At 70.9% G+C, this 21,952-nt stretch carries 24 protein-coding genes; 18 read left to right on the top strand and 6 right to left on the bottom strand.

Annotation, left to right across the window (positions count from 1 at the left end; genetic code table 11):
* Positions 1 to 26 precede the first annotated feature (26 nt).
* From LQ757_RS16470 to rbfA, 6 genes are all read left to right on the top strand, one after another.
* The gene (locus LQ757_RS16470) at positions 27 to 323 is read left to right on the top strand and encodes a putative endonuclease domain-containing protein (RefSeq protein WP_231048355.1); all 297 of its coding nucleotides are present in this window, start codon (positions 27 to 29) and stop codon (positions 321 to 323) included.
* A gap of 142 nt (positions 324 to 465) precedes the next feature.
* Positions 466 to 1,557 (top strand): LOG family protein, encoded by a 1,092-nt coding sequence (locus LQ757_RS16465; protein ID WP_231048354.1) that lies wholly within the window; start codon positions 466 to 468, stop codon positions 1,555 to 1,557.
* 138 nt (positions 1,558 to 1,695) lie between these two features.
* On the top strand, positions 1,696 to 2,694 hold the full coding sequence (gene nusA / locus LQ757_RS16460) for a transcription termination factor NusA (RefSeq protein ID WP_231048353.1): 999 nt from the start codon (positions 1,696 to 1,698) through the stop codon (positions 2,692 to 2,694).
* Between the two features lie 55 nt (positions 2,695 to 2,749).
* On the top strand, positions 2,750 to 3,022 hold the full coding sequence (locus LQ757_RS16455) for a YlxR family protein (protein WP_231048352.1): 273 nt from the start codon (positions 2,750 to 2,752) through the stop codon (positions 3,020 to 3,022).
* 59 nt (positions 3,023 to 3,081) lie between these two features.
* Positions 3,082 to 5,877, top strand: a complete 2,796-nt coding sequence (infB, locus tag LQ757_RS16450; RefSeq protein ID WP_231048351.1) for a translation initiation factor IF-2 — start codon at positions 3,082 to 3,084, stop codon at positions 5,875 to 5,877.
* A 56-nt stretch (positions 5,878 to 5,933) separates the two neighbouring features.
* Positions 5,934 to 6,431 carry a 30S ribosome-binding factor RbfA gene (gene rbfA, locus LQ757_RS16445; protein WP_231048350.1) on the top strand — a complete coding sequence of 166 codons (498 nt, stop codon included), beginning with the start codon at positions 5,934 to 5,936 and terminating at the stop codon, positions 6,429 to 6,431.
* Between the two features lie 12 nt (positions 6,432 to 6,443).
* Here rbfA and LQ757_RS16440 read toward each other — a convergent pair whose 3' ends face one another.
* Together LQ757_RS16440 and LQ757_RS16435 are read right to left on the bottom strand one after the other, a co-directional pair.
* Positions 6,444 to 7,364 carry a LysR family transcriptional regulator gene (locus LQ757_RS16440; RefSeq protein WP_231048349.1) on the bottom strand — a complete coding sequence of 307 codons (921 nt, stop codon included), beginning with the start codon at positions 7,362 to 7,364 and terminating at the stop codon, positions 6,444 to 6,446.
* 64 nt (positions 7,365 to 7,428) lie between these two features.
* The gene (locus tag LQ757_RS16435) at positions 7,429 to 8,316 is read right to left on the bottom strand and encodes an HhH-GPD family protein (protein ID WP_231048348.1); all 888 of its coding nucleotides are present in this window, start codon (positions 8,314 to 8,316) and stop codon (positions 7,429 to 7,431) included.
* A 56-nt stretch (positions 8,317 to 8,372) separates the two neighbouring features.
* On the opposite strand from LQ757_RS16435, the gene LQ757_RS16430 reads away from it, so the two are divergent.
* Entirely contained in the window at positions 8,373 to 8,960 is a 588-nt protein-coding gene (locus tag LQ757_RS16430; RefSeq protein WP_231048347.1) for a nucleoside/nucleotide kinase family protein, read from the top strand.
* An 11-nt stretch (positions 8,961 to 8,971) separates the two neighbouring features.
* On the opposite strand, the gene LQ757_RS16425 is transcribed toward LQ757_RS16430, so the two are convergent.
* Positions 8,972 to 9,967 carry a ketopantoate reductase family protein gene (locus tag LQ757_RS16425; protein ID WP_231048346.1) on the bottom strand — a complete coding sequence of 332 codons (996 nt, stop codon included), beginning with the start codon at positions 9,965 to 9,967 and terminating at the stop codon, positions 8,972 to 8,974.
* 68 nt (positions 9,968 to 10,035) lie between these two features.
* Here LQ757_RS16425 and truB point away from each other — a divergent pair, with 68 nt between their 5' ends.
* From truB to LQ757_RS16400, 5 genes are all read left to right on the top strand, one after another.
* Positions 10,036 to 10,956, top strand: a complete 921-nt coding sequence (gene truB, locus LQ757_RS16420) for a tRNA pseudouridine(55) synthase TruB (protein ID WP_231048705.1) — start codon at positions 10,036 to 10,038, stop codon at positions 10,954 to 10,956.
* Positions 10,953 to 11,321 (top strand): hypothetical protein, encoded by a 369-nt coding sequence (locus LQ757_RS16415; RefSeq protein ID WP_231048345.1) that lies wholly within the window; start codon positions 10,953 to 10,955, stop codon positions 11,319 to 11,321. The genes truB and LQ757_RS16415 overlap by 4 nt, the downstream gene beginning before the upstream one ends.
* Before the next feature lie 25 nt (positions 11,322 to 11,346).
* Entirely contained in the window at positions 11,347 to 11,829 is a 483-nt protein-coding gene (locus tag LQ757_RS16410; protein ID WP_231048344.1) for a hypothetical protein, read from the top strand.
* Positions 11,826 to 12,758 carry a bifunctional riboflavin kinase/FAD synthetase gene (locus LQ757_RS16405; protein WP_231048343.1) on the top strand — a complete coding sequence of 311 codons (933 nt, stop codon included), beginning with the start codon at positions 11,826 to 11,828 and terminating at the stop codon, positions 12,756 to 12,758. Before LQ757_RS16410 ends, LQ757_RS16405 begins: the two co-directional genes overlap by 4 nt.
* Before the next feature lie 93 nt (positions 12,759 to 12,851).
* Positions 12,852 to 14,063, top strand: coding sequence for an MFS transporter (locus LQ757_RS16400; protein WP_231048342.1), 1,212 nt, complete (start codon positions 12,852 to 12,854; stop codon positions 14,061 to 14,063).
* A 22-nt stretch (positions 14,064 to 14,085) separates the two neighbouring features.
* On the opposite strand, the gene LQ757_RS16395 is transcribed toward LQ757_RS16400, so the two are convergent.
* Positions 14,086 to 15,018: an ROK family protein gene (locus LQ757_RS16395; RefSeq protein WP_231048341.1), complete on the bottom strand. Its 933-nt coding sequence runs from the start codon at positions 15,016 to 15,018 to the stop codon at positions 14,086 to 14,088.
* 136 nt (positions 15,019 to 15,154) lie between these two features.
* On the opposite strand from LQ757_RS16395, the gene LQ757_RS16390 reads away from it, so the two are divergent.
* The 6 genes from LQ757_RS16390 (at position 15,155) to LQ757_RS16365 (ending at position 21,022) form a co-directional block, all read left to right on the top strand.
* Entirely contained in the window at positions 15,155 to 16,099 is a 945-nt protein-coding gene (locus LQ757_RS16390; RefSeq protein ID WP_231048340.1) for a sugar-binding transcriptional regulator, read from the top strand.
* Between the two features lie 48 nt (positions 16,100 to 16,147).
* Positions 16,148 to 17,155: a deoxyribose-phosphate aldolase gene (gene deoC / locus LQ757_RS16385; protein WP_231048339.1), complete on the top strand. Its 1,008-nt coding sequence runs from the start codon at positions 16,148 to 16,150 to the stop codon at positions 17,153 to 17,155.
* Positions 17,156 to 17,208: 53 nt separating this feature from the next.
* Positions 17,209 to 18,807: an aldehyde dehydrogenase family protein gene (locus LQ757_RS16380; protein ID WP_231048338.1), complete on the top strand. Its 1,599-nt coding sequence runs from the start codon at positions 17,209 to 17,211 to the stop codon at positions 18,805 to 18,807.
* Complete coding sequence (locus LQ757_RS16375; RefSeq protein ID WP_231048337.1) at positions 18,804 to 19,664, top strand: aldehyde dehydrogenase family protein; 861 nt, start codon at positions 18,804 to 18,806, stop codon at positions 19,662 to 19,664. The genes LQ757_RS16380 and LQ757_RS16375 overlap by 4 nt, the downstream gene beginning before the upstream one ends.
* Before the next feature lie 10 nt (positions 19,665 to 19,674).
* The gene (locus LQ757_RS16370; RefSeq protein WP_231048336.1) at positions 19,675 to 19,914 is read left to right on the top strand and encodes a hypothetical protein; all 240 of its coding nucleotides are present in this window, start codon (positions 19,675 to 19,677) and stop codon (positions 19,912 to 19,914) included.
* A gap of 139 nt (positions 19,915 to 20,053) precedes the next feature.
* A complete protein-coding gene (locus tag LQ757_RS16365; protein WP_231048335.1) occupies positions 20,054 to 21,022 on the top strand; it encodes a glycerophosphodiester phosphodiesterase in 969 nt (322 codons plus the stop codon).
* An 11-nt stretch (positions 21,023 to 21,033) separates the two neighbouring features.
* Here the strand turns inward: LQ757_RS16365 and LQ757_RS16360 are convergent, their stop codons facing one another.
* Both LQ757_RS16360 and LQ757_RS16355 read right to left on the bottom strand, forming a co-directional pair.
* Positions 21,034 to 21,588, bottom strand: coding sequence for an O-acetyl-ADP-ribose deacetylase (locus LQ757_RS16360; protein WP_231048334.1), 555 nt, complete (start codon positions 21,586 to 21,588; stop codon positions 21,034 to 21,036).
* A gap of 1 nt (position 21,589) precedes the next feature.
* Positions 21,590 to 21,868, bottom strand: a complete 279-nt coding sequence (locus LQ757_RS16355; protein ID WP_231048333.1) for a metal-sensitive transcriptional regulator — start codon at positions 21,866 to 21,868, stop codon at positions 21,590 to 21,592.
* Between the last annotated feature and the right edge of the window lie 84 nt (positions 21,869 to 21,952).

Genomic DNA, 21,952 nt, shown 5'->3' with positions numbered 1-21,952 from the left:
GGGAAACGCTCACTCGACTTGCGATCATGCGTGCAGGCCTACCCGAGCCGATCATCGCCGCACCGGTTCCGGTTCGCCACGGGGTCGTCCTGCATCCCGACCTCTCGTACCCCGAGCTCAGGATCGCGATCGAGTACGAGGGCGAGGAGCATCGACTCGATCCACGTCGGTGGCACGATGACATCGCACGGCGGCGAGCGCTCGAGGCCGTCGGGTGGGTGGTGATCCGCGTCACCATGGCCGATCTCCGGGCGCCCGAGCAGTTCCTGGCTGATCTCCGGGAGACCCGCCGCCGCCGCATCGGGGATGCGATGCCTCGCTGAGGCGATCGAGTGGGCGAAGATGCGTGCTCTGGACGTTCCGAAGGGCGATCTCTGCCCACACGATCCGCGAGTGCACCAGAGCAGGGGGAAGAAAGCGATCGCTGCCCGCGACCACAGCGCGGGGCGTGGGAGGCTTGCAGGCATGACCGTTCAGCCCCAGCCGAGTGCCGGCGAGAACCTCAGTGACCAGCTCCTGAAGAGCGTCGATGCCCTGCTCGATCAGGCGGGGATCCGCGAGAACCGGAGCCTCATCGAACGGATCCTGCTGTCGGGCCTCCGCCTCGGCACCGACGGCACGAGACGGCTCGACCTGAAGATCACCGCGGTCGCGCTCGAGGAGATGCGCGACGCGTTCCGCCTGTTCGAGCCGTACACCGACGTTCCGAAGGTCACCGTGTTCGGCTCAGCACGCACGTCGCCGAGCGACCCGTCCTACCGCCAGGCTCATGAGCTGGCCACCGCCCTCGCCCGAGATGGATGGATGGTGGTCACCGGCGCCGGCCCCGGCATCATGGAGGCCGCGAGCACCGGTGCAGGGCCCGGTCGCGCGCTCGGGGTCTCGATCCGGCTGCCGTTCGAGGAGGAGCCGAATGCGGCGATCGCGGCAGCGAGCCGGGTCACCATGAAGTACTTCTTCATCCGCAAGCTCATGCTCGTCAAGGAGTCTCGTGGTTTCGTCTGCCTGCCCGGCGGGTTCGGCACGCTCGACGAGACGTTCGAGCTGCTCACCCTGCAGCAGACCGGCAAGGCGGAACCCATGCCGATCGTGCTGCTGGACCCGCCGGGCGTCGGCTTCTGGGAGGGCCTGAGGCGCTTCGTCGACGACACCCTCGTCCCGGCGGGCGTGATCTCTCGCGACGATCTCGATCGTGTGCTCGTCACTGATTCCGTGGCCGAGGCCGCTCGCGAGATCACCGGCTTCTGGCGCAACTACGACTCCCTGCGCTGGGTCGGCTCGCGCCTCGTGCTGCGGCTGAACGCCGCGCCGAGCGACGCTGAGATCGACGGGCTGAACGAGCGCTTCGGCGAGCTCTTGGCCACGGGCCGGATCGAACGCACGGAGCCGCTCCGCCCTGAGCGGGAGGATGGCGATGCGCTCAACCTGGCCCGGATCGTACTCGTGCCGGATGGGCACCGGGTCGGCCGGCTCCACCGCCTCATCCGCGCGCTGAACGAGCTTCCGTCTGCGCCCGCGGTCGCCACGCCTCCGCTCATGCCGCCATCGCCGGGCTGAGCGGCGAAGCCGGAGGGCATGCGGCGTGGATGACGCGTCGTCCGCGCGGATGCCCCTGCCCGCGTCGAGCGGGTATCGTGGAGTCCTGCCGACTCCGAGGGGAGCGCGGCACTGAGAGCTGAATAGAGGAGGCCGGCGATGGATATCGACCTCAGCGTGCTTCGCATGATGGAGCGCGAGAAGGAGATCCCGTTCGACGAACTGGTGGAGATCATCGAACAGGCCATCCTGATGGCCTACCTGAAGCACACCAATCCCGGCCAGCACGGCCACGCGAACCCCAACGGGGCCCGCGCGCACCTCGATCGCAAGACCGGTCACGTCTCGGTGTTCGTACCCGAGCTCGACGACGAGGGCAACGTCATCGGCGAGGCCGAGGACTCGCCGAGCGACTTCGGGCGCATCGCGGCGTTCGCGGCGAAGCAGGTCATCAACCAGCGCCTGCGCGACCTGGCCGACGACGCGGTGCTGGGGGAGTTCCGCGGGCGTGAGGGCGACATCGTCGCCGGCATCATCCAGCAGGGGCCCAACCCGAAGATGGTGCACATCGACCTCGGCACCGTCGAGGCGATCCTGCCGCCCGAAGAGCAGGTGCCGGGCGAGGAGTACCCGCACGGCCAGCGCATCCGGGTCTATGTGACGAGCGTCGCGAAGGGCACGAAAGGCCCGTCGATCACCGTCTCGCGCACCCACCCGGCATTGGTGCGCAAGCTGTTCGCCCTCGAGGTGCCCGAGATCGCGTCGGGCGTCGTCGAGATCGTCTCGCTCGCCCGCGAGGCGGGTCACCGCACGAAGATCGCGGTGCGTGCGAACCAGCCGGGCGTGAACGCCAAGGGTGCCGCGATCGGTGAGCTCGGCCAGCGCGTGCGCGCGGTCACGGCAGAACTCGGCGCCGAGAAGATCGACATCGTCGACTGGTCCGACGATCTCGCCACGTTCGTCGCGAGCGCCCTGTCGCCGGCGAAGGTCACGAGTGCCTTCGTCATCGATGAGTCGACCCGCGCCGTGCGGGCGCTCGTGCCCGACTACCAGCTCTCGCTCGCGATCGGCAAGGAGGGCCAGAACGCCCGCCTCGCCGCCAAGCTGACCGGTGCGAAGATCGACATCCAGCCCGACTCGATCCTCGAGTCGAACTGACGCCTGCCGCGCCCGCCGCCCCCGTGGCGTCGGGCGCCCAGCCCAGAGGTGTACCATGGAACCCGTCAGAACGTGCATCGGATGCCGTTCGCGCTCCCCGCGGTCCTCACTTCTGAGGGTCGTCACCCAGAACTCCCACGTCATCGCAGATGATTCGGCCGTGCTTCCGGGAAGGGGTGCGTGGCTGCATCCGACACTCGAGTGCTACCGGCTCGCCGTGCGGCGACGCGCGTTCACGCGCGCGCTCCGCCTCCGCGGTGAACCGGACACCAGCAACGTAGAGAACAGGCTGAAGGCAAATGGACAACTCATGAGCGGCTCGAAATGAGACCCGTCCGCCATTGATGGTCCGCCCCTGTCCGGGGTCGGGCCCGGAACAGGAGAGAAGTGGCTGCCAAACCACGCGTACACGAGATCGCATCCGAACTCGGTGTCGACAGCAAGATCGCGCTTGAGAAGCTCAAGCAGATGGGCGAGTACGTCAAGGGACCCTCGTCGTCCATCGAACCCCCCGTCGCGCGTCGCCTGAAGGCGGCGCTCGAGGCCGACGGCGCCGCTGCCAAGGCGGCGGCTCCCGCGCCCGCCACCGCGGCCAAGCCCGCGGCGACCGGCGCCAAGCCCGGCCCCAAGCCGGCCCCGAAGCCTGTCGCCGAGGCGCCCGCCGCACCCGCCGCACCCGCGGCGCCCGCGGCCGACGCGCCCCTCACGGTCGCCGAACGCCAGGCCCAGGCCGAAGAGAAGGCCGCGCATGCGGCTGCCGAGAAGGCCGAGCAGGCGGCAGAGCAGGCCGAGAAGCCCGCTGCCGCAGCGTCGTCCGATGTCGCGAAGCCGTCGGCCGGGCCGAAGCCCGGCGGCGCGATCCCGCGTCCGGCCGGCGCCCCGCGTCCCGGTGCCCCGCGCCCCGGCAACAACCCGTTCTCGAGCTCGCAGGGCATGGGACAGCGTCCCGCCCAGCCCCGACCGGGCAACAACCCGTTCTCGAGCTCGCAGGGCATGGGCCAGCGGCCGACCCCCGGCAACATCCCGCGCCCGCAGGCGCCGCGACCCGGTTCGCCGCGCCCCGGCGCCCCCCGCCCGGCCGGTGCCGGCGGTCGTCCCGGCGGCTTCCAGCGTCCCGGCGGCGGTGGCGCAGGCGCTCGTCCCGGCGGTGCCGGCGGCGGCTTCCAGCGTCCCGGCGGCGCGCCAGGCGGCGGCTTCGGCGGCCCGCGTCCCGCGGGCGGCGGCGGCCGTGGTCGTGGTCCCGGCGGTGGCACGGCAGGCGCCTTCGGTCGCGGTGGCGGCAAGAGCAAGGCCCGCAAGTCGAAGCGCACGAAGCGTCAGGAATTCGAGATGCGGGAGGCCCCGTCGCTCGGCGGCGTGAGCGTTCCCCGCGGCGACGGCAACACCGTCATCCGACTGCGCCGCGGCGCATCGATCTCGGACTTCGCCGACAAGATCGATGCGAACCCCGGTTCGCTCGTCACCGTGCTCTTCCACCTCGGCGAGATGGCCACTGCGACCGAGTCGCTCGACGAGGCCACCTTCGAGGTGCTCGGCGCCGAACTCGGCTACAAGATCCAGGTCGTGTCGCCCGAAGACGAAGACAAGGAGCTCCTCGAGGGCTTCGACATCGACCTCGAGCAGGAGCTCGAGGACGAGACCGATGAAGACCTCATGCCGCGTCCGCCGGTCGTCACCGTCATGGGTCACGTCGACCACGGTAAGACGCGCCTGCTCGACGCCATCCGCAACGCGAACGTCGTCGCGGGCGAGGCCGGCGGCATCACGCAGCACATCGGTGCCTACCAGGTGCACACCGAGCACGAGGGCGTCGACCGCGCGATCACCTTCATCGACACCCCCGGTCACGAGGCGTTCACCGCCATGCGTGCCCGTGGCGCCCAGGTGACCGACATCGCGATCCTCGTGGTCGCGGCCGACGACGGCATCATGCCGCAGACGATCGAGGCGCTGAACCACGCGCAGTCGGCCAACGTGCCGATCGTGGTGGCGGTGAACAAGATCGACAAGCCCGACGCGAACCCTGCCAAGGTGCGCCAGCAGCTCACCGAATTCGGCCTCGTGGCCGAGGAGTACGGCGGCGACGTGCTGTTCGTCGATGTCTCGGCTCGCGAGGGCATCGGCATCCAGGAACTCCTCGACGCGGTGCTCCTCACCGCCGACGCGGGGCTCGACCTGCGCGCGAACCCCGACAAGGACGCGCGTGGCGTCGCCATCGAGGCGAAGCTCGACAAGGGCCGTGGCGCCGTGGCGACCGTGCTCATCCAGTCGGGCACGCTCCGGGTCGGCGACGCGATCGTCGCCGGCACCGCCTATGGGCGCGTCCGTGCGATGGCCGACGAGAACGGTGACGCGGTCGCCGAGGCGACGCCGTCGCGTCCCGTGCAGGTGCAGGGCCTCTCAAGCGTTCCGCGAGCGGGTGACACCTTCCTCGTCACCGAGGAGGACCGCACCGCGCGGCAGATCGCCGAGAAGCGCGAGGCCGTCGAGCGCAACGCCCAGCTCGCCAAGGCCCGCAAGCGCATCTCGCTCGAGGACTTCACGCGCGCACTCGAAGAGGGCAAGGTCGAGGCGCTCAACCTCATCATCAAGGGTGACGTTTCGGGTGCCGTCGAGGCGCTCGAGGAGTCGCTCATGAAGATCGAGGTCGACGAGTCGGTGCAGCTGCGCATCCTCCACCGCGGTGTGGGTGCCATCACCGAGAGCGACATCGACCTCGCGACGATCGACAACGCGATCGTCATCGGGTTCAACGTGCGCCCCGACGTCAAGGCGCGTGAGCGCGCCGCCCGCGAGGGTGTCGACGTGCGCTTCTACTCGGTCATCTACAACGCGATCGACGACATCGAGAGCTCGCTCAAGGGCATGCTCAAGCCCGAGTACGAAGAGGTCCAGTCGGGTGTCGCCGAGATCCGCGAGGTGTTCCGCTCCTCGAAGTTCGGCAACATCGCCGGTGTCATCGTGCGGTCGGGAACGATCACGCGAAACGCCAAGGCTCGCGTCATCCGCGATGGCGTCGTCGTCGGCGACAACCTCGCCATCGAGTCGCTGCGCCGGTTCAAGGACGACGTCACCGAGGTCCGCACGGACTTCGAGGCGGGCATCGGCCTCGGCAAGTTCAACGACATCCAGGTCGGCGACGAGATCGAGACGATCGAGATGCGCGAGAAGCCTCGCGCCTAATCGAACGGCCGGGGCGGCTCGCCGCCCCGGCTTCGCTCGGAAGGAAACACTGCACCATGGCTGATCCCGCACGGGCCAGGAAGATGGCCGACCGCATCAAAGAGATCGTCGCCAAGCGGCTCGACAAGGGCCTGCGCGACCCGCGGCTCGGGTTCGTGACCATCACCGACGTGCGCGTCACGGGCGACCTGCAGCACGCGAGCATCTTCTACACGGTCTACGGCACCGATGAGGAACGTCGCGATTCCGCACTGGCTCTCAGGGCGGCGACCGGGATGCTCCGCTCAGAGGTGGGCCGCAACATCACGGCGCGGCTCACGCCGTCGCTCGAGTTCATCGCCGACGCGATCCCCGAGAACGCCGAGCACATCGAGGAGCTGCTCCGTGAGGCGCGCGAGCGCGACGTCGAGACGAGCGTGCTCGCCTCGACGGCCGAGTACGCCGGCGAGGCCGACCCGTACGTGAAGCCGCGCGAACTCGACGGCGACGACGACCACGACGACGAGCTCGACGGTGACGCCGTCGACGTCGCCGACGAGGGGCGGGCGCGCTAGGGTCAGACCGCCTCAGCGCTGTCCGCCGTTACCGCGGAGGTCGGCGGCGACGTCGGCGATCCGCGCCTGCATGGCGGTGATGAAGGCCAGCACGACCGGCTGGCGCAGCGCCTCGGGCCGGCACACCAGCCAGTAGGGCAGTCGCTCGTCGATCTCGGTGGGGAACAGCCTCACGAGGTCGTCGTGCCGGTCGGCGAGGAACGCCGGCAGGAGGCCGTACCCCGCGCCCGCACGGGTCGCGTCGACGTGAACGAACACGTTGGTGCTCGAGACGGCGTCGACCATGCGTCGCGTCGAGCGACGTGCTTCGTCGAGCGCGTCGACCTGCAGCATCGACTCGATGAAGTAGACGAGCGGGCGGCCGTCGAGGTCGGCCGTGGTCCGGGGCATCCCGTGTTCTTCGAGGTACGCGCGGCTGGCGTACAGGCCGAGAGCGTAGTCGGCGAGGTGCACCGCTTCGGCTCTGTTCACGTGCGGCTTCCCGACGACGACCTCGAGGTCGACGCCGACGCGTTGCTGGGCGGCGCGGCGCTGCGCGGCGACGATCTCGAGCGACACGTCGGGGTGCGTGCGGCGCACGGCGACGATCGCGGGTGCCGCGATGAACCCGCTGAAGCCGTCGGTCGCCGAGAGGCGCACCACTCCCGAGAGCCTCGCCGACTCGGGGGAGAGCGCGCCGAGCGCCCGTTCGACGCCCTCGGCCGCCGCGATCGCGTGGTCGCCGAGGGCGGTGAGCACCCAACCGGCCGCGCCCCGCGCGAGCACGCGCCCGCCGAGCGCGGCTTCGAGGGCCCCGATGCGGCGGGCGATGGTCGTGTGGTTCAGGCCGAGCTCGGCCGCGGCCGTCGTGTAGCGGCCCGCCCGCGCCACGGCCAGCAGCACCAGCAGGTCGTCTGGGTTCGGCCGCGACGGCGGGAGCTTCAGGGATGCCACACCTGCATATTCGCACACTCGATGCCGCGGGTCGCCGGGAGTCCTGCACTCGCGTGCAGAGCCGTCACCGTTCGGGAAGGCGGTAGCCCGAGGCGTCGCCGACCAAGAGGCCGTCGGCGAGAAGCCCCGCGATCGCGCGGTCGAGCTGGGCGGCATCGGCGCAGACGGGCGTGAGCTCGACCCGGCCGATCGGGCGGTGCGCGGCACGGAGCTCCTGCATGACGAGCCCACGCACCTGCCGGTCGGAGCCCGCGAAGCGCGCCTGCACGGTGCGCCGGGCACCCTCGTAGGGCGGGTAGCCGGCGCGCCGCCACGCGCACGCATCGGCGATCGGACAGGCGTCGCAGCGCGGGGCGCGGGCGACGCACACCGTGGCGCCGAGTTCCATGGTCGCCGCGTTCACGATGCGCGCCGAGGACGGGTCATCCGGCAGGAGTTCCTCCATCGAGGCGAGGTCGCGGGCCGTCGACGGTGGACCCTGCTCGCCCTGCCCGGCGGCGGCGCGTGCGAGCACGCGCCGCGTGTTCGTGTCGACCACCGGATGTCGAAGGCCGAACGCGAACGCGGCGATCGCCCGCGCCGTGTAGGGGCCGACGCCCTGCAGCGCGAGGAGCGCATCGAGGTCGCGCGGCACCTCGCCGCCGTGGCGCTCGACGATCTCGGACGCGGCCCGGTGCAGCCAGAGCGCCCGCCGTGGGTAGCCGAGCCGGTCCCACGCCCGCACCGCCTCGGAGGGAGGCGCGGCGGCGAGCGCGGCAGGCGTCGGCCAGCGCTCGATCCACGCCTCCCACCGCGGGATGACGCGGGCGACCTGCGTCTGCTGCAGCATGAACTCGCTCACGAGCACCGCCCACGGCGATACGTCGGCGGCACGCCACGGCAGGGGCCGCGCGGCATCTGCGAACCAGGCGATGAGCGTGTCGGCGATCGGCGATTGCGTGCGGCGCGACATCCGCTCAGCTTATGCGCCGACCCTGCGCGGGCGCTGCTCGCGGCTAGGCTCGGAGCATGCGACTCGTCACGACGCCGAGGGTCACGTTCCTGCGCGCACTCGCCGATGAGATCGTGGCCCAGTACGGGCACGGCCGGATGATCGTCGCGATCGACGGCCCGCTGCGCAGCGGCAAGTCCCGGTTCGCCGACGACCTCGCCGACGTGCTCCGCGAGCGCGAGCATGCGGTGTTCCGCGCGAGCACCGAGGACTTCCACCGTTCCAGGGCGGCGCAAGCCGGCTATGGGGCCGACACGCCGGCGCGATACGTCGGGTACGGCATCGACGAGTCGGCGCTCCGTCGGGTTCTCGTCGAGCCGTTCCGCATGGGCGGTTCGACCGCGTTCGTCACCCGGGTGTTCGATCCCGCCCGCGATGCCTGGGTCGAGCCGAAGTGGATCACCGGCCCCGAGGACGCGATCCTCGTCATCGACGGCCGGTTCGTGCTGCGTGAACGACTCGCCGGGCTCTGGGACGTTCGAATCGCCATCGACGGCGATCCCACCGACCCGGCCGACGTCCTCGCCTATGGCGAGCGCGACCCGCGCGTCGTCGCGTCGGCGGTCGTCGACCTGTCCGATCCGGGCCACCCGACCCGGCGCTGACCTCCGAATCGTCAGACCGGAACCTCCGCGAGCACGCGTTCGGGAGTGAGCGGTTCACCGCGCCGCTCGACCTCATGCACGAGCGCGGTCAGTGCCCGGCTGACGGGTGCGTCGAGACCGGCGGCGGATGCCTCGCGCACGACGGCCCCGTTGAGGAAGTCGATCTCGGTGGGCTGGCCGCGGCGCAGGCTCTGCTGCGTCGACCCGAGGTTGGGCACTCCGCCCATGCGAACCCGCATCGACCACGGCAGCACCTGACCGATCGCGAGCGGCAGCCTGGCGAACAGGCGGAGCCGCCTGTCGCCGAGCCCCTGCAACGACCCGAAGCGGATGCCCCGGGCGATGCCCACGCGCACGGCCTCGCGCATCGATGCGGCGACGACGCGTCGCAGGCGGGGGTCGTCGACGACGTCCTGCACGCTCTCGCCGACGATCGCGGGGACGGCGTTCAGCATGTTGACGATGAGCTTCGTCCACTGCGCGCCCCGGAACCCGTCGATCGCGACGACCGGCGCGGCGTCGGAGAGCACGGCCGCGACCTCGACGCATTCGGCGTCGACCGGGCCGTCACCGCGCCCGAGATAGCTCGTCGCAGGCGTCGTGACGCGCACCACGCCCGGCTCGGTGTAGTTCGCGGCGATGATCGAGAGCAGCCCCATGCACGACGACCGCGGCAGCAGCCGTGCTGCGGTGGCGACGCCGTCGAGCCCGTTCTGCACGACCACCACGGGCACGCCGTCGATGAGCGCGGCGTTCGCCGTGATCGCGGCGGGCGCGTCCTGCGCCTTCGTGCAGACGAGCACGAGGTCGGGCCGGACCGGCAGCGTCTCGGCAGCGGTGACCGCGGCGTGCGCGTCGCCGTACCCGCCGCTCATGCGGATGCCGCCCTCGCGGATGGCCGCCAATCCGGCGCCACGCGCGGTGACCTCGACGTCGTGGCCGGCCCGGGCGAGCAGGGCGGCGAAGGTCCCTCCGAGCGCGCCGGCGCCGATGATCCCGATCCTCACCGTCCCAGCGTAGGCGGCGCGCAGTGGCCCGCCGTGCGCCGACCCGGGTCGGCGCGGCTGTTAGCCTGATGGGCGTGAACAGCGGCATCCTCCTCGTCGACAAGCCGCAGGGAATCACGAGTCACGACGTCGTCGCCCGCATGCGCCGCCTCGCTGGAACCCGCAAGATCGGGCACGCGGGCACGCTCGACCCGATGGCGACGGGCCTGCTCGTCCTCGGGGTCGACAGCGCGACCCGGCTGCTGCACTACCTCGTCGGGCTCGACAAGGAGTACTTCGCGACGATCCGGCTCGGCTGGGGCACGACGACGGACGACGCCGAGGGCGAGCCGCTGCCGGCGACCGACGCCGATCGTGCCGCGGTCGCCGCGCTGACCGACGAGTCGATCCGCGACGCGATGCTCCGCCAGGTCGGCGAGATCGACCAGGTCCCGAGCGCGGTCAGCGCCGTGAAGGTCGACGGCAGGCGCGCGTACCAGCGGGTCCGCGACGGCGAGCAGGTCGAGCTGGCGTCCCGCCGGGTGACGGTGTCGGTCTTCGAGCTGCTCGCTTCCCGCACAGGCGACGGATGCCTCGACCTCGACGTTCGCGTCGAGTGCTCGTCGGGCACCTACGTGCGCGCGCTCGCGCGCGACCTCGGGTCCGCGCTCGGCACGGCCGGCCACCTCACGGCGCTGCGCCGCAGCCGCATCGGGCGGTACTCGGTCGACGAAGCGGGCGAGCTCGAGGGATTCGACGTCGCGGCGTCGCTCATCGGCCCCGCCGACGCCGCGAGGCGATCGCTGCCGGTCGTCGAGGTCACCGGCGCCGAGGCCGTCGACCTCGGCCACGGCAAACGCGTCGCGGTCGATGCGGCGCGGATCGCGACATCCGACCGGCATGCATCGCTCGCGGCGATCGGCCCCGGCAACCGGCTCATCGCGATCGTCGAACGACGCGGCGATCAACTCAAGGTCGTCACGGGATTCCCGCAGGAGGTGCAGTCGTGATCGAGTGGTTCACGTGGGTGCAGCTCGCCGTGGCCGTCGCCGCGGGCGTGCTCTGCATCGTGCTCGGGCTCGCCCGACGGGTGCCGAGCGACCTCACGATCGGCGCGCTCGCACTCGTCGAGGTGCTCCTCGTCGTACAGCTCGTCGTGGCGATCCTCGCCCCGGCATTCGGCAATGAGCCCACCGGCAGCGTGCTCGAGTTCTACACCTACCTCATCAGCGCGCTGCTGCTGCCGCCGGCCGCCGCGTTCTGGGCGCTGCTCGAGCGCAACCGCTGGTCGACGGTCGTCCTGGGCGTCGCTGCGCTCGCGGTCGGCGTCATGGTGTACCGCATGTTCCAGATCTGGACCGTGCAGTCGGCGTGACCCGCGTCTGAGAGAATCGAGCGACATGAGCAAGCTGCAGAACGCCTCCGCGCAGGCGCGCCCGTCGACCCGCATGAGCGGCGTCGGACGGGTGCTCGTCGCCGTCTACGGGGTGCTCGCGCTCGCGGCGACCGGGCGCTCGTTCGTGCAGATCGTGTCGAACTTCGACGAGGCGCCGCTCGCCTACACGCTCTCGGCCCTCGCGGCGGTCGTCTACATCGTCGCCACGATCGCGCTCGTGCGCCCCGGAGTCGTGTGGTACCGCGTCGCGTGGGCGACGATCGTGTTCGAGTTCACGGGCGTGATCGTCGTCGGCGCCATCAGCGTCATGATGCCCGACCTGTTCCCGCACGACACCGTCTGGTCGGGCTTCGGCCGCGGCTACCTGTACATCCCGCTCGTCCTGCCCGTGCTCGGCATGTGGTGGCTCGCGAAGCACCGTCCGGCCGGGCCGGGCGCATCGGGCGCGCCGTCGCACCCCGACACGGCAGAGGCAGGTGACGCGTGAAGATCTTCAAGGGCCTCGCAGGGGTGCCCTCGGGCTTCGGCCCGTCGGCGGTGACGATCGGCAAGTTCGACGGCGTGCACCAGGGGCACCGTGCCGTGATCGGGCGGCTCCGCGACATCGCCGAGGCCGAGGGGCTGAAGTCGGCCGTCGTCACGTTCGACCGCAACCCGCTCGCGCTGCTCGCACCCGACAAGTGCCCCGACTCGCTCGTGAGCGTTCGCCAGAAGCTCGAACTGCTCGCCACGACGGGCCTCGACGCGACCCTGATGCTCCCGTTCGATCGCGCACTGGCGTCGGTGCCGGCGACCGAGTTCGTCGAGCGCGTGCTCGTCGACACGCTCGCGGCCAAGGCGGTGCTCGTCGGCCGGGACTTCCGCTACGGAGCCCGCGGCGCAGGCGACGTCGACCTCCTCGTCGACCTCGGTGCGACGTTCGGGTTCACGGTCGAGGTCGTCGACGACGTGACCCCGCACGATGGGCGTCGCGTGTCGTCGACCTGGGTGCGCGAGCTGCTCGCCGAGGGCGACGTGCGGCGCGCGACCGAACTGCTCGGGCACACCCCGACGGTGTCGGGCATCGTCGTGCACGGCGCCAAGCGCGGCCGCGAGCTTGGATTCCCGACCGCGAACCTCACACCCGAGTCCGAGGGGCTCATTCCCGCCGACGGCGTCTACGCCGGATGGCTCACCGATGCCGGAACACGGTATCCCGCCGCGATCTCGGTCGGCGACAATCCCACGTTCGAGGGCGTCGCGAAGAAGCAGGTCGAGGCGTACGTGCTCGATCGCGAGCTCGACCTCTACGACCATGTCGTCGACATCGAGTTCGTCGAACGCATCCGCGGCATGGTGGCGTTCACGAACATCCCCGACCTCATCGACACCATGCGCGGCGACGTCGACCGTTCCCGGAAGATCCTGGCGGACTGATCGCGAACGCCGCCCGCGACCGGCGCACGCCGCAGATCTCCCCGCCGGCCACCCACGGAGTTCGACGCGCGACGGCGCCATAGACTCGAAGAGATGACTTCGATCCCGCCCCGACCACTCTGGGCGGGGCGCTCGCTCGCCCTCATCGGCATCGTCGTCGTCGCGTTCAACCTGCGCACGGCGGTCGCCTCGCTTTCGCCGATCCTCGGCCAGCTCGAGGCGGAGCTGCCGCTCGCACCGGCGCTCGTCGGGTTCCTCGGCATGCTGCCGCCCCTCTGCTATGCGGTGTTCGGCGTCGTGACCCCGTTGATCGCGAAGCGCTTCGGACTGGAGGCGACGCTCATCGGGTCGCTCCTTTCGCTCACGGTCGGCTTGGCCGGACGCGGCCTCGCAGGGTCGGCGATCGCCCTCGTCGCGGCCAGCGGACTCACGTTCGCCGCGATCGGCATCGGCAACGTGCTGCTGCCGCCGCTCGTGAAGCGGTATTTCCCGGATCGCATCGGACTCATGACGACGGTGTACGTGACGGCGATGTCCGTGAGCACGTTCCTGCCCCCGCTCATCGCGGTGCCGGTCGCGGATACCGCGGGGTGGCGTGTCTCGCTCGGCGAATGGGCGATCGTGGCCGCGCTCTCGGTCGTGCCGTGGATCGCGCTCGTCGTGCATCCGAAACGGTCTGCGGCCGAGCTCCCCGAGGAGGCGGATCGGGGCCAGTTGCGGACTGCCGTGCGGTCGTCGGTCGCGTGGTCGCTCGCGGTCGTGTTCGCGGCGGCGGGGTTCAATGCGTATGCGGCCTTCGCGTGGCTGCCGTCGATCCTGCACGATGTCGCGGGCTCGACTCCGGCCGAGGCGGGCGCACTGCTCGCGCTGTACGCCGCGATGGGACTGCCTGCCGGCCTGATCGTGCCGATCGTCGCCGCGCGCTACGGCAGGGTGCGGCTGCTCATCGCCGTGGCGATCGTCACGTTCGTGGTCGGATACCTGGGGCTCCTCATCGTCCCGGCGGTCGCGACGTGGCTGTGGGTCGCGTTCATCGGCACCGGTCCCATGCTGTTCCCGCTCGCGCTCGTGCTCATCAACCTGCGCTCCCGCAGCCACGCCGGAGCGGTCGCGCTCTCGGGGTTCGTGCAGTCCGTGGGCTACGTGATCGTCGCGATGGGCCCGCTCGCGGTCGGAGTGCTGCACGATGTCACCGACGACTGGGCGTGGCCGATCGTGCTGTTGCTGGCCTCGACGGTGCCGGCTGCGATCGCCGGCGTCGTCGTGGCGAGGCCCCGCTACTTCGAGGACGAGCGCGGGGAATGAGCGCGGCCGACGGATGACCCCGTCACGCCAGCAGTTCAGGCCGATGCACGAGCGCAGCCGCGCCGATGAGCGGGCCCTCGTCGGAGAGTCCCGACGGCACGATCTCGACGCGTGTCACGAACGGGAACGAGGTGCGTTCCGTCACGGCCGCACGTGCGTGGTCGAAGAGCGCGGGGGAGACCCGCGAGAAGCCGCCTCCGATGGCGACGACGTCGAGGTCGAGCAGGTTGGTCGATGTGGCGACGGCATGCCCGATCGCGGTGCCGGCGCGTTCGACGGCGGCGAGCGCGATCGGGTCGCCTGCCGCGTGGGCGAGGGCGAGGTCTTCGCCGGTCTCACCCGTGAAGCCCTGCGTGCGGGCCCACGCGACGGTGCGCGGGCCCGAGGCGACGGCTTCGAGGCACCCGCGACCGCCGCACGCGCACAGGTCGTCGAATCCGCCGACCTCGACGTGGCCGATGTGGCCGGCGTTGCCGGTGGGGCTCGGCACGGCGCGCCCGCCGAGGACGAGTCCGCCGCCGACTCCCGTCGAGACGACCATGCCGAGCACGTTCGCGGCGCCCGCACCGGCGCCGACCCAGTACTCGGCGAGGGCGATGCAGAGTCCGTCGATGCGCAGCGTCACGGGTGCGTCGTGCACGATCTCGGAGATGCGTTCGGCGAGCGGATGTCCCCGCCACGCGGGTACGTTGAGCGGCGAGACCGTGCCGTGGTCGAGGTCGACGGGGCCTGCGGCGCCCACGCCGACCCCGAGGAGCGGTGCGTCGGCGGGTCGGGCGAAGAGTGCGGCCGAGACGATGTCGCGCACCGCGGCGTCGAGTTCACTCGAGGATGCGCCCGAGCCGGTCTGCCGGCGATGGCGGGAGCCCGCCAGGAGCGCGCCTCGGGCGTCGACGAGTGCTGCCTCGACCTTGGTTCCGCCGAAGTCGACGGCGAGCGCGAGCGGCAGTGACATCCCCTCAGCATAGGCGCGACTTCCAGCGCCCGCGTGCTCATCTGAGCAGGATCGCCCGCGAGTGTTGCCGATGCGCATCGACCTGCCTACGCTGGAATACGAGGCCTGAGGGAAGCGCCGGGCCGGACGGAGGCGCATGGACGAGATCGACGAGCTGCTCTCGATCAGGGCGGCCGAGCTCTACTACGAAGAGAACAAGACCCAGGACGAGATCGGGCAGGCCCTGCGCCTCACCCGGTGGAAGGTGGGGCGGCTGCTCGCGCAGGCGAAGCAGCGCGGCTTCATCCGCATCGAGATCCTGCATCCTCGCGCTCGACGGCTGCCGATCGAGCGTCGGCTCCGCGACGAGCGGGGGCTCACCGACGCCATCGTGGTGTCATCGGCCGGCGTCGTCTCGGCCGAAGAGCTGCAGGCGCGCACCGCGCAGGCCGCCGCCGACTACCTCACCGCGCTGCGACCCGTGCCGCGCACCCTCGGTGTGAGCTGGGGGCGCACCCTCTTCGACATCTCGCAACACCTGCGCAACGGGTGGGCTGCAGGGGTCAACGTCGTGCAGATCAACGGCGGCGTCAGCCTCAACCGTCGTGCCGGCACCGCGGCCGCGACGGCGGTCGCCATCGCGCAGAAGGGCGGGGGCAGCGCCACGCTGCTGCCGAGCCCCGCGATCCTCGAGCAGCTCTCCACGAAAGAGGCCATCGAGTCCGACCGCGTGGTGGCCGGCGTCATCGACCTCGCCCGCTCGGCCGACGCGTACCTCTTCAGCGCCGGCGCCGCCGACCACAGCTCGGTCCATGTCGAGAGCGGCTACCTCTCGACCGCCGACGTCGACCTGCTCGTGCAGAAGGGCGCCGTCGGCGACGTCGTGGGACGCTACATCGACTCCGACGGCAACATCGTCGATCCCGCGCTCGACGCGCGCACCGTCGGCCTCACGCTCGACGAGCTCCGCGCGTCGCAGTTGGCGATCGCCGTGATCGCCGGCTCAGCGAAGCACGCCGTGGCCGACGCCGTCGTTCGAAGCCGACTCTGCTCGGTGCTCGTCACCGACGAATCCACGGCGCTCCACCTCCTCGACGGCTGACGCCGCCCACTGCTTCACCACTCATACACGAAAGCCAGGTCGCACACCATGTCAGGCACTTCACTCGTCACCGCCCGCGAGCGCGCGCTCGCCGTGCTCGGCGGCGAACCCGACGACCAGACGCTCGGCCGGTACCTGCACGGCATCCCCGGCGTCGACGCGGTCGGCCTCGAGCAGCGCGCGGCAGGGCTCGGCACCCGCTCGATCAAGACGTCGTCGAAGAAGTGGGCGCTCGACAAGATCATCTCGCTCGTCGACCTCACGACGCTCGAGGGCGCCGACACCCCCGGAAAGGTGCGCTCGCTCGTCGCCAAGGCCGTGAACCCCGACCCCGCCGACCCGTCGACACCGCGAGTCGCAGCAGTCTGCGTGTACGGCGACATGGTGCCGTACGCGGTCGACGCCCTCGGCGGCGCCCACGGCGACCCCGACGACGGGCTCATCTCGGTGGCGGCGGTCGCGACCGCGTTCCCGAGCGGCCGGTCGTCGCTCGAGATCAAGCTCGCCGACACGGCAGAGGCCGTCGCCGCCGGAGCCGACGAGATCGACATGGTCATCGATCGCGGCGCATTCCTCGCCGGTCGCTACGGGCAGGTCTTCGACCAGATCTCCGCCGTGAAAGACGCCTGTCGCCGCGCCGACGGCACGAGCGCGAGCCTCAAGGTCATCCTCGAGACCGGCGAACTCGTCACTTACGACAACGTGCGCCGTGCGTCGTGGCTCTCGATCCTCGCAGGTGGCGACTTCATCAAGACCTCCACCGGCAAGGTGTCGCCCGCTGCGACGCTGCCGGTGACCCTGCTCATGCTCGAGGTCGTGCGCGACTGGCACCTCGCCACGGGGCACCGCGTCGGCGTCAAGCCGGCCGGCGGCATCCGCGCATCCAAAGACGCCATCAAGTACCTGGTCACGGTCGCCGAGACGGTCGGCGAAGACTGGCTCGTTCCCCACCTCTTCCGGTTCGGCGCATCGAGCCTGCTGAACGACGTGCTGCTGCAGCGCCAGAAGATGACCACCGGCCACTACTCCGGTCCCGACTACGTCACCATCGACTGACCCTTCGAGACGGCCCTGGCGGGCCTCCTCAGGGACCGAAAGGATTTTGAACCATGAGCTTCCTCGAATACGCACCCGCCCCCGAGTCGCGGGCGATCCTGTCGCTGCGCGACCAGTACGGCCTCTTCATCGACGGTGAGTTCGTCGAGGGTCGCGGCACTCCATTCCAGACCATCTCCCCGGCGAGCGAAGAGCGCATCGCCATGATCTCGAACGCGAACCCGGCCGATGTCGACGACGCGGTGGCCGCCGCGCGTCGTGCCTACGACCGCACGTGGTCGAAGATGAGCGGTCGCGACCGCGGCAAGTACCTGTTCCGCATCGCCCGGCTCGTGCAGGAGCGCTCGCGCGAGCTCGCCGTCGCCGAATCGCTCGACAACGGCAAGCCCATCAAGGAGTCGCGCGACGTCGACGTTCCGCTCGTCGCAGCGTGGTTCTTCTACTACGCGGGGTGGGCCGACAAGCTCGACCACGCCGGGCTCGGCGCAGGCCCCCGCGCACACGGCGTCGCCGCCCAGGTGATCCCATGGAACTTCCCGCTGCTGATGCTGTCGTGGAAGATCGCCCCGGCGCTCGCCGCGGGCAACACCGTCGTGCTGAAGCCCGCCGAGACGACGTCGCTCACGGCGCTCATCTTCGCCGAGATCCTGCAGCAGGCCGACCTGCCGCCCGGGGTCGTCAACATCATCACCGGCGCGGGCGACACCGGCGCGACCCTCGTCGCCCACGACGGCGTCGACAAGGTCGCGTTCACGGGCTCGACCGCGGTGGGCCGGGCGATCGCGAAGCAGATCGCGGGGACCGACAAGAAGGCCACGCTCGAGCTCGGCGGCAAGGCGGCGAACATCGTGTTCGACGACGCGCCGATCGACCAGGCCATCGAGGGCATCGTCAACGGCATCTTCTTCAACCAGGGCCACGTGTGCTGCGCGGGCTCGCGCCTGCTCGTCCAGGAGAACATCCACGACGAGGTCGTCGAGCGCCTGAAGCTGCGCCTCTCGACTCTGCGGCTCGGCGACCCGCTCGACAAGAACACCGACATCGGGGCGATCAACTCGAAGGAGCAGCTCGAGCGCATCCGCATGCTCTCCGACGTCGGCGTCGCCGAGGGTGCCGACCGGTGGAGCGTGGCGTGCGAGATCCCCGAGAACGGGTTCTGGTACGCGCCGACGATCTTCACGAACGTGCAGACCTCGAGCCGCATCGCCCGCGAAGAGATCTTCGGCCCGGTGCTGTCGGTGCTCACGTTCCGCACGCCCGCCGAGGCGATCGCCAAGGCGAACAACACGCCCTACGGGCTCTCGGCCGGCATCTGGACCGACAAGGGCAGCCGCATCCTCGCCGTCGCCGACAAGCTCCGCGCCGGCGTGGTGTGGGCGAACACGTTCAACCGCTTCGACCCGTCGAGCCCGTTCGGCGGATACAAGGAGTCGGGGTATGGGCGCGAAGGCGGCCGCCATGGCCTGGCCGCGTACCTGACGCCGGCGCCGGTCGGCCAGGCGGCCATCTCCGCCGGTCGAGCGGGCGCCAAGTCCGTTTCCGCCGGTCGGGCAGCGGCGAAGCCGCGCATCGAAGCCAAGGATGCCGCGAAGAACACGCGAACCGCTCCGAGCCGATCAGCCAAGGCCGCCAAGAAGGGAGCAGCGAAGTGAGCCGCCTCGCCGTGCCGAAGACCTACAAGCTCTACATCGGCGGTGCGTTCCCGCGCAGCGAATCGGGCCGCACGTACGAGGTGCTCCGCGCCGACGGCGGATTCCTCGCGAACGTCGCCAAGGCCTCCCGCAAGGACGCGCGCGACGCCGTCGTCGCCGCGCGCGGCGCGGTCTCCGGCTGGTCGGGGGCGACCTCGTACAACCGCGGGCAGGTGCTCTACCGCATCGCCGAACTCCTCGAGGGCAGGCGCGCCCAGTTCGTCGCCGAGATCGAAGAGGCCGAGGGAGCGTCGCGCGCCGTGGCATCCGCCCAGGTCGACGAGGCGATCGATCGCTGGGTCTGGTACGCCGGGTGGGCCGACAAGTTCGCCCAGGTCGCCGGCAACGCCAACCCGGTCGCCGGCCCCTACTTCAACATCTCGGTGCCTGAGCCCACGGGCGTCGTGGCGATCATCGCGCCGCAGGACTCGTCGCTCGTCGGGTTCGTCTCGGCGCTCGCACCTGCGCTCGTCGCCGGCAACTCGGTCGTCATCGTGGCGAGCGAGCGGTTCCCGCTCTCGGCGATCAGCCTCGCCGAGGTGCTCGCGACGAGTGACGTGCCGGGCGGCGTCGTCAATGTGCTGACGGGTTCGCCGGCCGAGATCGCGCCGTGGCTCGCGAGCCACTCCGACGTCAATGCGCTCGATCTCGTGGGCGCCGGCGACCTCGACTGGGTCTCGCTCGAGATCGAAGCGGCCGACACGCTGAAGCGGGTGCTGCGACCCGAGGGCGGTGCCGACGCGGCGGCGCCGGCGTTGGGACGCATCACCGCGTTCACCGAGACGAAGACGGTCTGGCACACGAAGAGCCTCAAGTAGGGAGCATCAGATGGCAGGTCGCAATGGCGCGTCCGACCAGCGCGGGCGGCTCGTGTCCGACCCGTTCGACTACCGCATCGCGAAAGACGGGGCGGTCATCGTGTCGCGCGGCGGTCGACCGGTGACGACGGTCGGAGGGCGCGACGCGGGCAAGCTCGCCGCTGCGCTGCAGCGCGCCGACGAATTGACGACGCAGCACCTGCTCGCGCGCATCACCGGCAACTACAAGCGGGGCAACGAGCGAGGCTGACCGGCGTGGGCGGCGGCCGCGAGCAGTGTGCTCGGCCACGGCCCGCGATTTGGGTTGTAACGAAACGGTAACGGTGTTGCTAGAGTGACCTGCACCCGCCGCGCAACGGCGCGCGGCCGGTGGAAAGGCCCGCACACCCGTGACCCGCTCGTCCTGGGCGACCGCCCCCTCGGTCGCATCGTCCGCACCGCCCGCGCCTGCAGCCGCTCGACCCCTGCTCGACCGCCTCCTGGTGCGACCGCGACGCGCAGTCCGCGTTGCCTGCGCCCTGGCGGGCACCGTCGCCATCGCCTCGGTGCTGCTCATCGCGGCGACCCCGACGGCCGCGTCTGCGGTCGACGTCTTCGGCGCGCTGCGCCTGCCGGGCGAAGCAGCGTTCATCGTCGGGCATCGCGGCGACCGCGCCGAGGCGCCCGAGAACACGATGGCGTCGCTCGAACTCGCGATGGACGAACTCGCGTTCGTCGAGACCGACGTGCAGCTCAGCCGTGACGGCGTCCCCGTGCTGTTCCACGACACGACGCTCGAGCGCATCACGGGCGACCGGCGCTCGGTCGGTGAGGTCGACGTCGCCGAGCTCCGGCGCCTCGACGCAGGCGCCTGGTACGACCGCGACCACGCCGGCGAGCGCATCCCGACGCTCGACGAGTTCCTCACCGCCCTCGCGGAGCGCAGGACCGCCCGTGCGCTCGTGGAGCTCAAGGCCGACTGGCGACCCGGCGAGGTGCGTACAGTGCTCGACCTGATCGAACGGCACGGGCTGCGCCAGCGGGTCGTGTTGCAGAGCTTCAGCCTCGAGACGCTGTTCGCCGTGCAGCGGGTGTCGCCGACGACGCCGCGCATCCTCCTCATCCGCGAGCTGCCCGCCGACCCCGTGCCGCTGGCCGAGCGCCTCGGGGTGATCGGGTTCGGCACGACGGCGGGGTCGGTCTCGGCCGAGCCGGGAGCGCTCGAGGCGCTGCACGGTGCCGGGATCGCGGTGCTCTGCTACACGCTCAACTCCCACGAGCGGTGGCAGGAGGTCAGCGCCCTCGGCGTCGACGGCATCATCACCGACCAGCCGAGCGATCTCGATGCGTGGCTCGCCGTCACCGCGCCCGGGACCTGAGCGCCCGGGCCTCAGCCGAGATCGACGGCGATGCCGAGTCGATCGGCCGCGGCGCGGAACTCGTCGTGCATGCGGGAGGAGAACAGCACGAAGCGCACACTGACGGGCACCGCTTCGGGCGCCGCAGCGCTCGCGGCGGCCAGTGCGACGACGGCGGCGTCGTCGGCGGGCCAGCCGTAGATGCCGGCCGAGACGGCGGGGAGCGCGACGGAGGTCGCGCCGAGCCGAGCCGCAAGCCCGAGCGAGTTGCGGTAGGCGGCGCGCAGCAGCTCTCGCCGCGCTTCGGCCTCCGCCCCGGGGCCCGGCCACACGGGACCGACGGTGTGCACGACCCATCGCGCGTGCAACCGCCCCGCGCCCGTCGCGACGGCTTCACCCACGGGCAGGCCGTCGGGCAGGGTCGTCGCGCGGAGTTCACGGCACTCCGCCAGGATCGTCGGACCGCCCACGCGGTGGATCGCCCCGTCGACACCGCCACCGCCAAGCAGGCTCGAGTTGGCGGCGTTCACGATCGCATCGACCCGTTCGGCGGTGATGTCGCCGGTGACGAGCTCGATGCGGGTCACGTCAGCTCCGGTTGTTCGACAGCTCGAAGACGCGAACCAGCTCGGCGACGGCAGCATCGCGCTGTTCGCCGCCCGCCTCGTACATCTCGGTGACGTGCGTGCGCAGGTGGTTCTCGACGAGGAGCTTGTTGAGCGACGCGAGCGACTTCTGCACCGCGAGAGAGAGCGTGATGATGTCGACGCAGTAGTCGTCGTTCTCGATCATCTTCTCGATGCCGCGCAGCTGGCCCTCGATGATCTTCGTGCGGTGCAGGGCGCGCTTCTTGATGTCCTCGATCACCCTCACAGGATACTCCCGGTGTCTGGGATACCCCTGGTGGGTACCGAAGATTCCATCGTGTCGCCGCTGCGGCGCGCTAGCGTT

This window comes from Agromyces cavernae (genome assembly GCF_021044935.1).
Taxonomy (GTDB): domain Bacteria; phylum Actinomycetota; class Actinomycetes; order Actinomycetales; family Microbacteriaceae; genus Agromyces; species Agromyces cavernae.
Note: the sequence above shows the minus strand (reverse complement) of the source record. Positions and strands in the feature narration are given on the sequence as shown.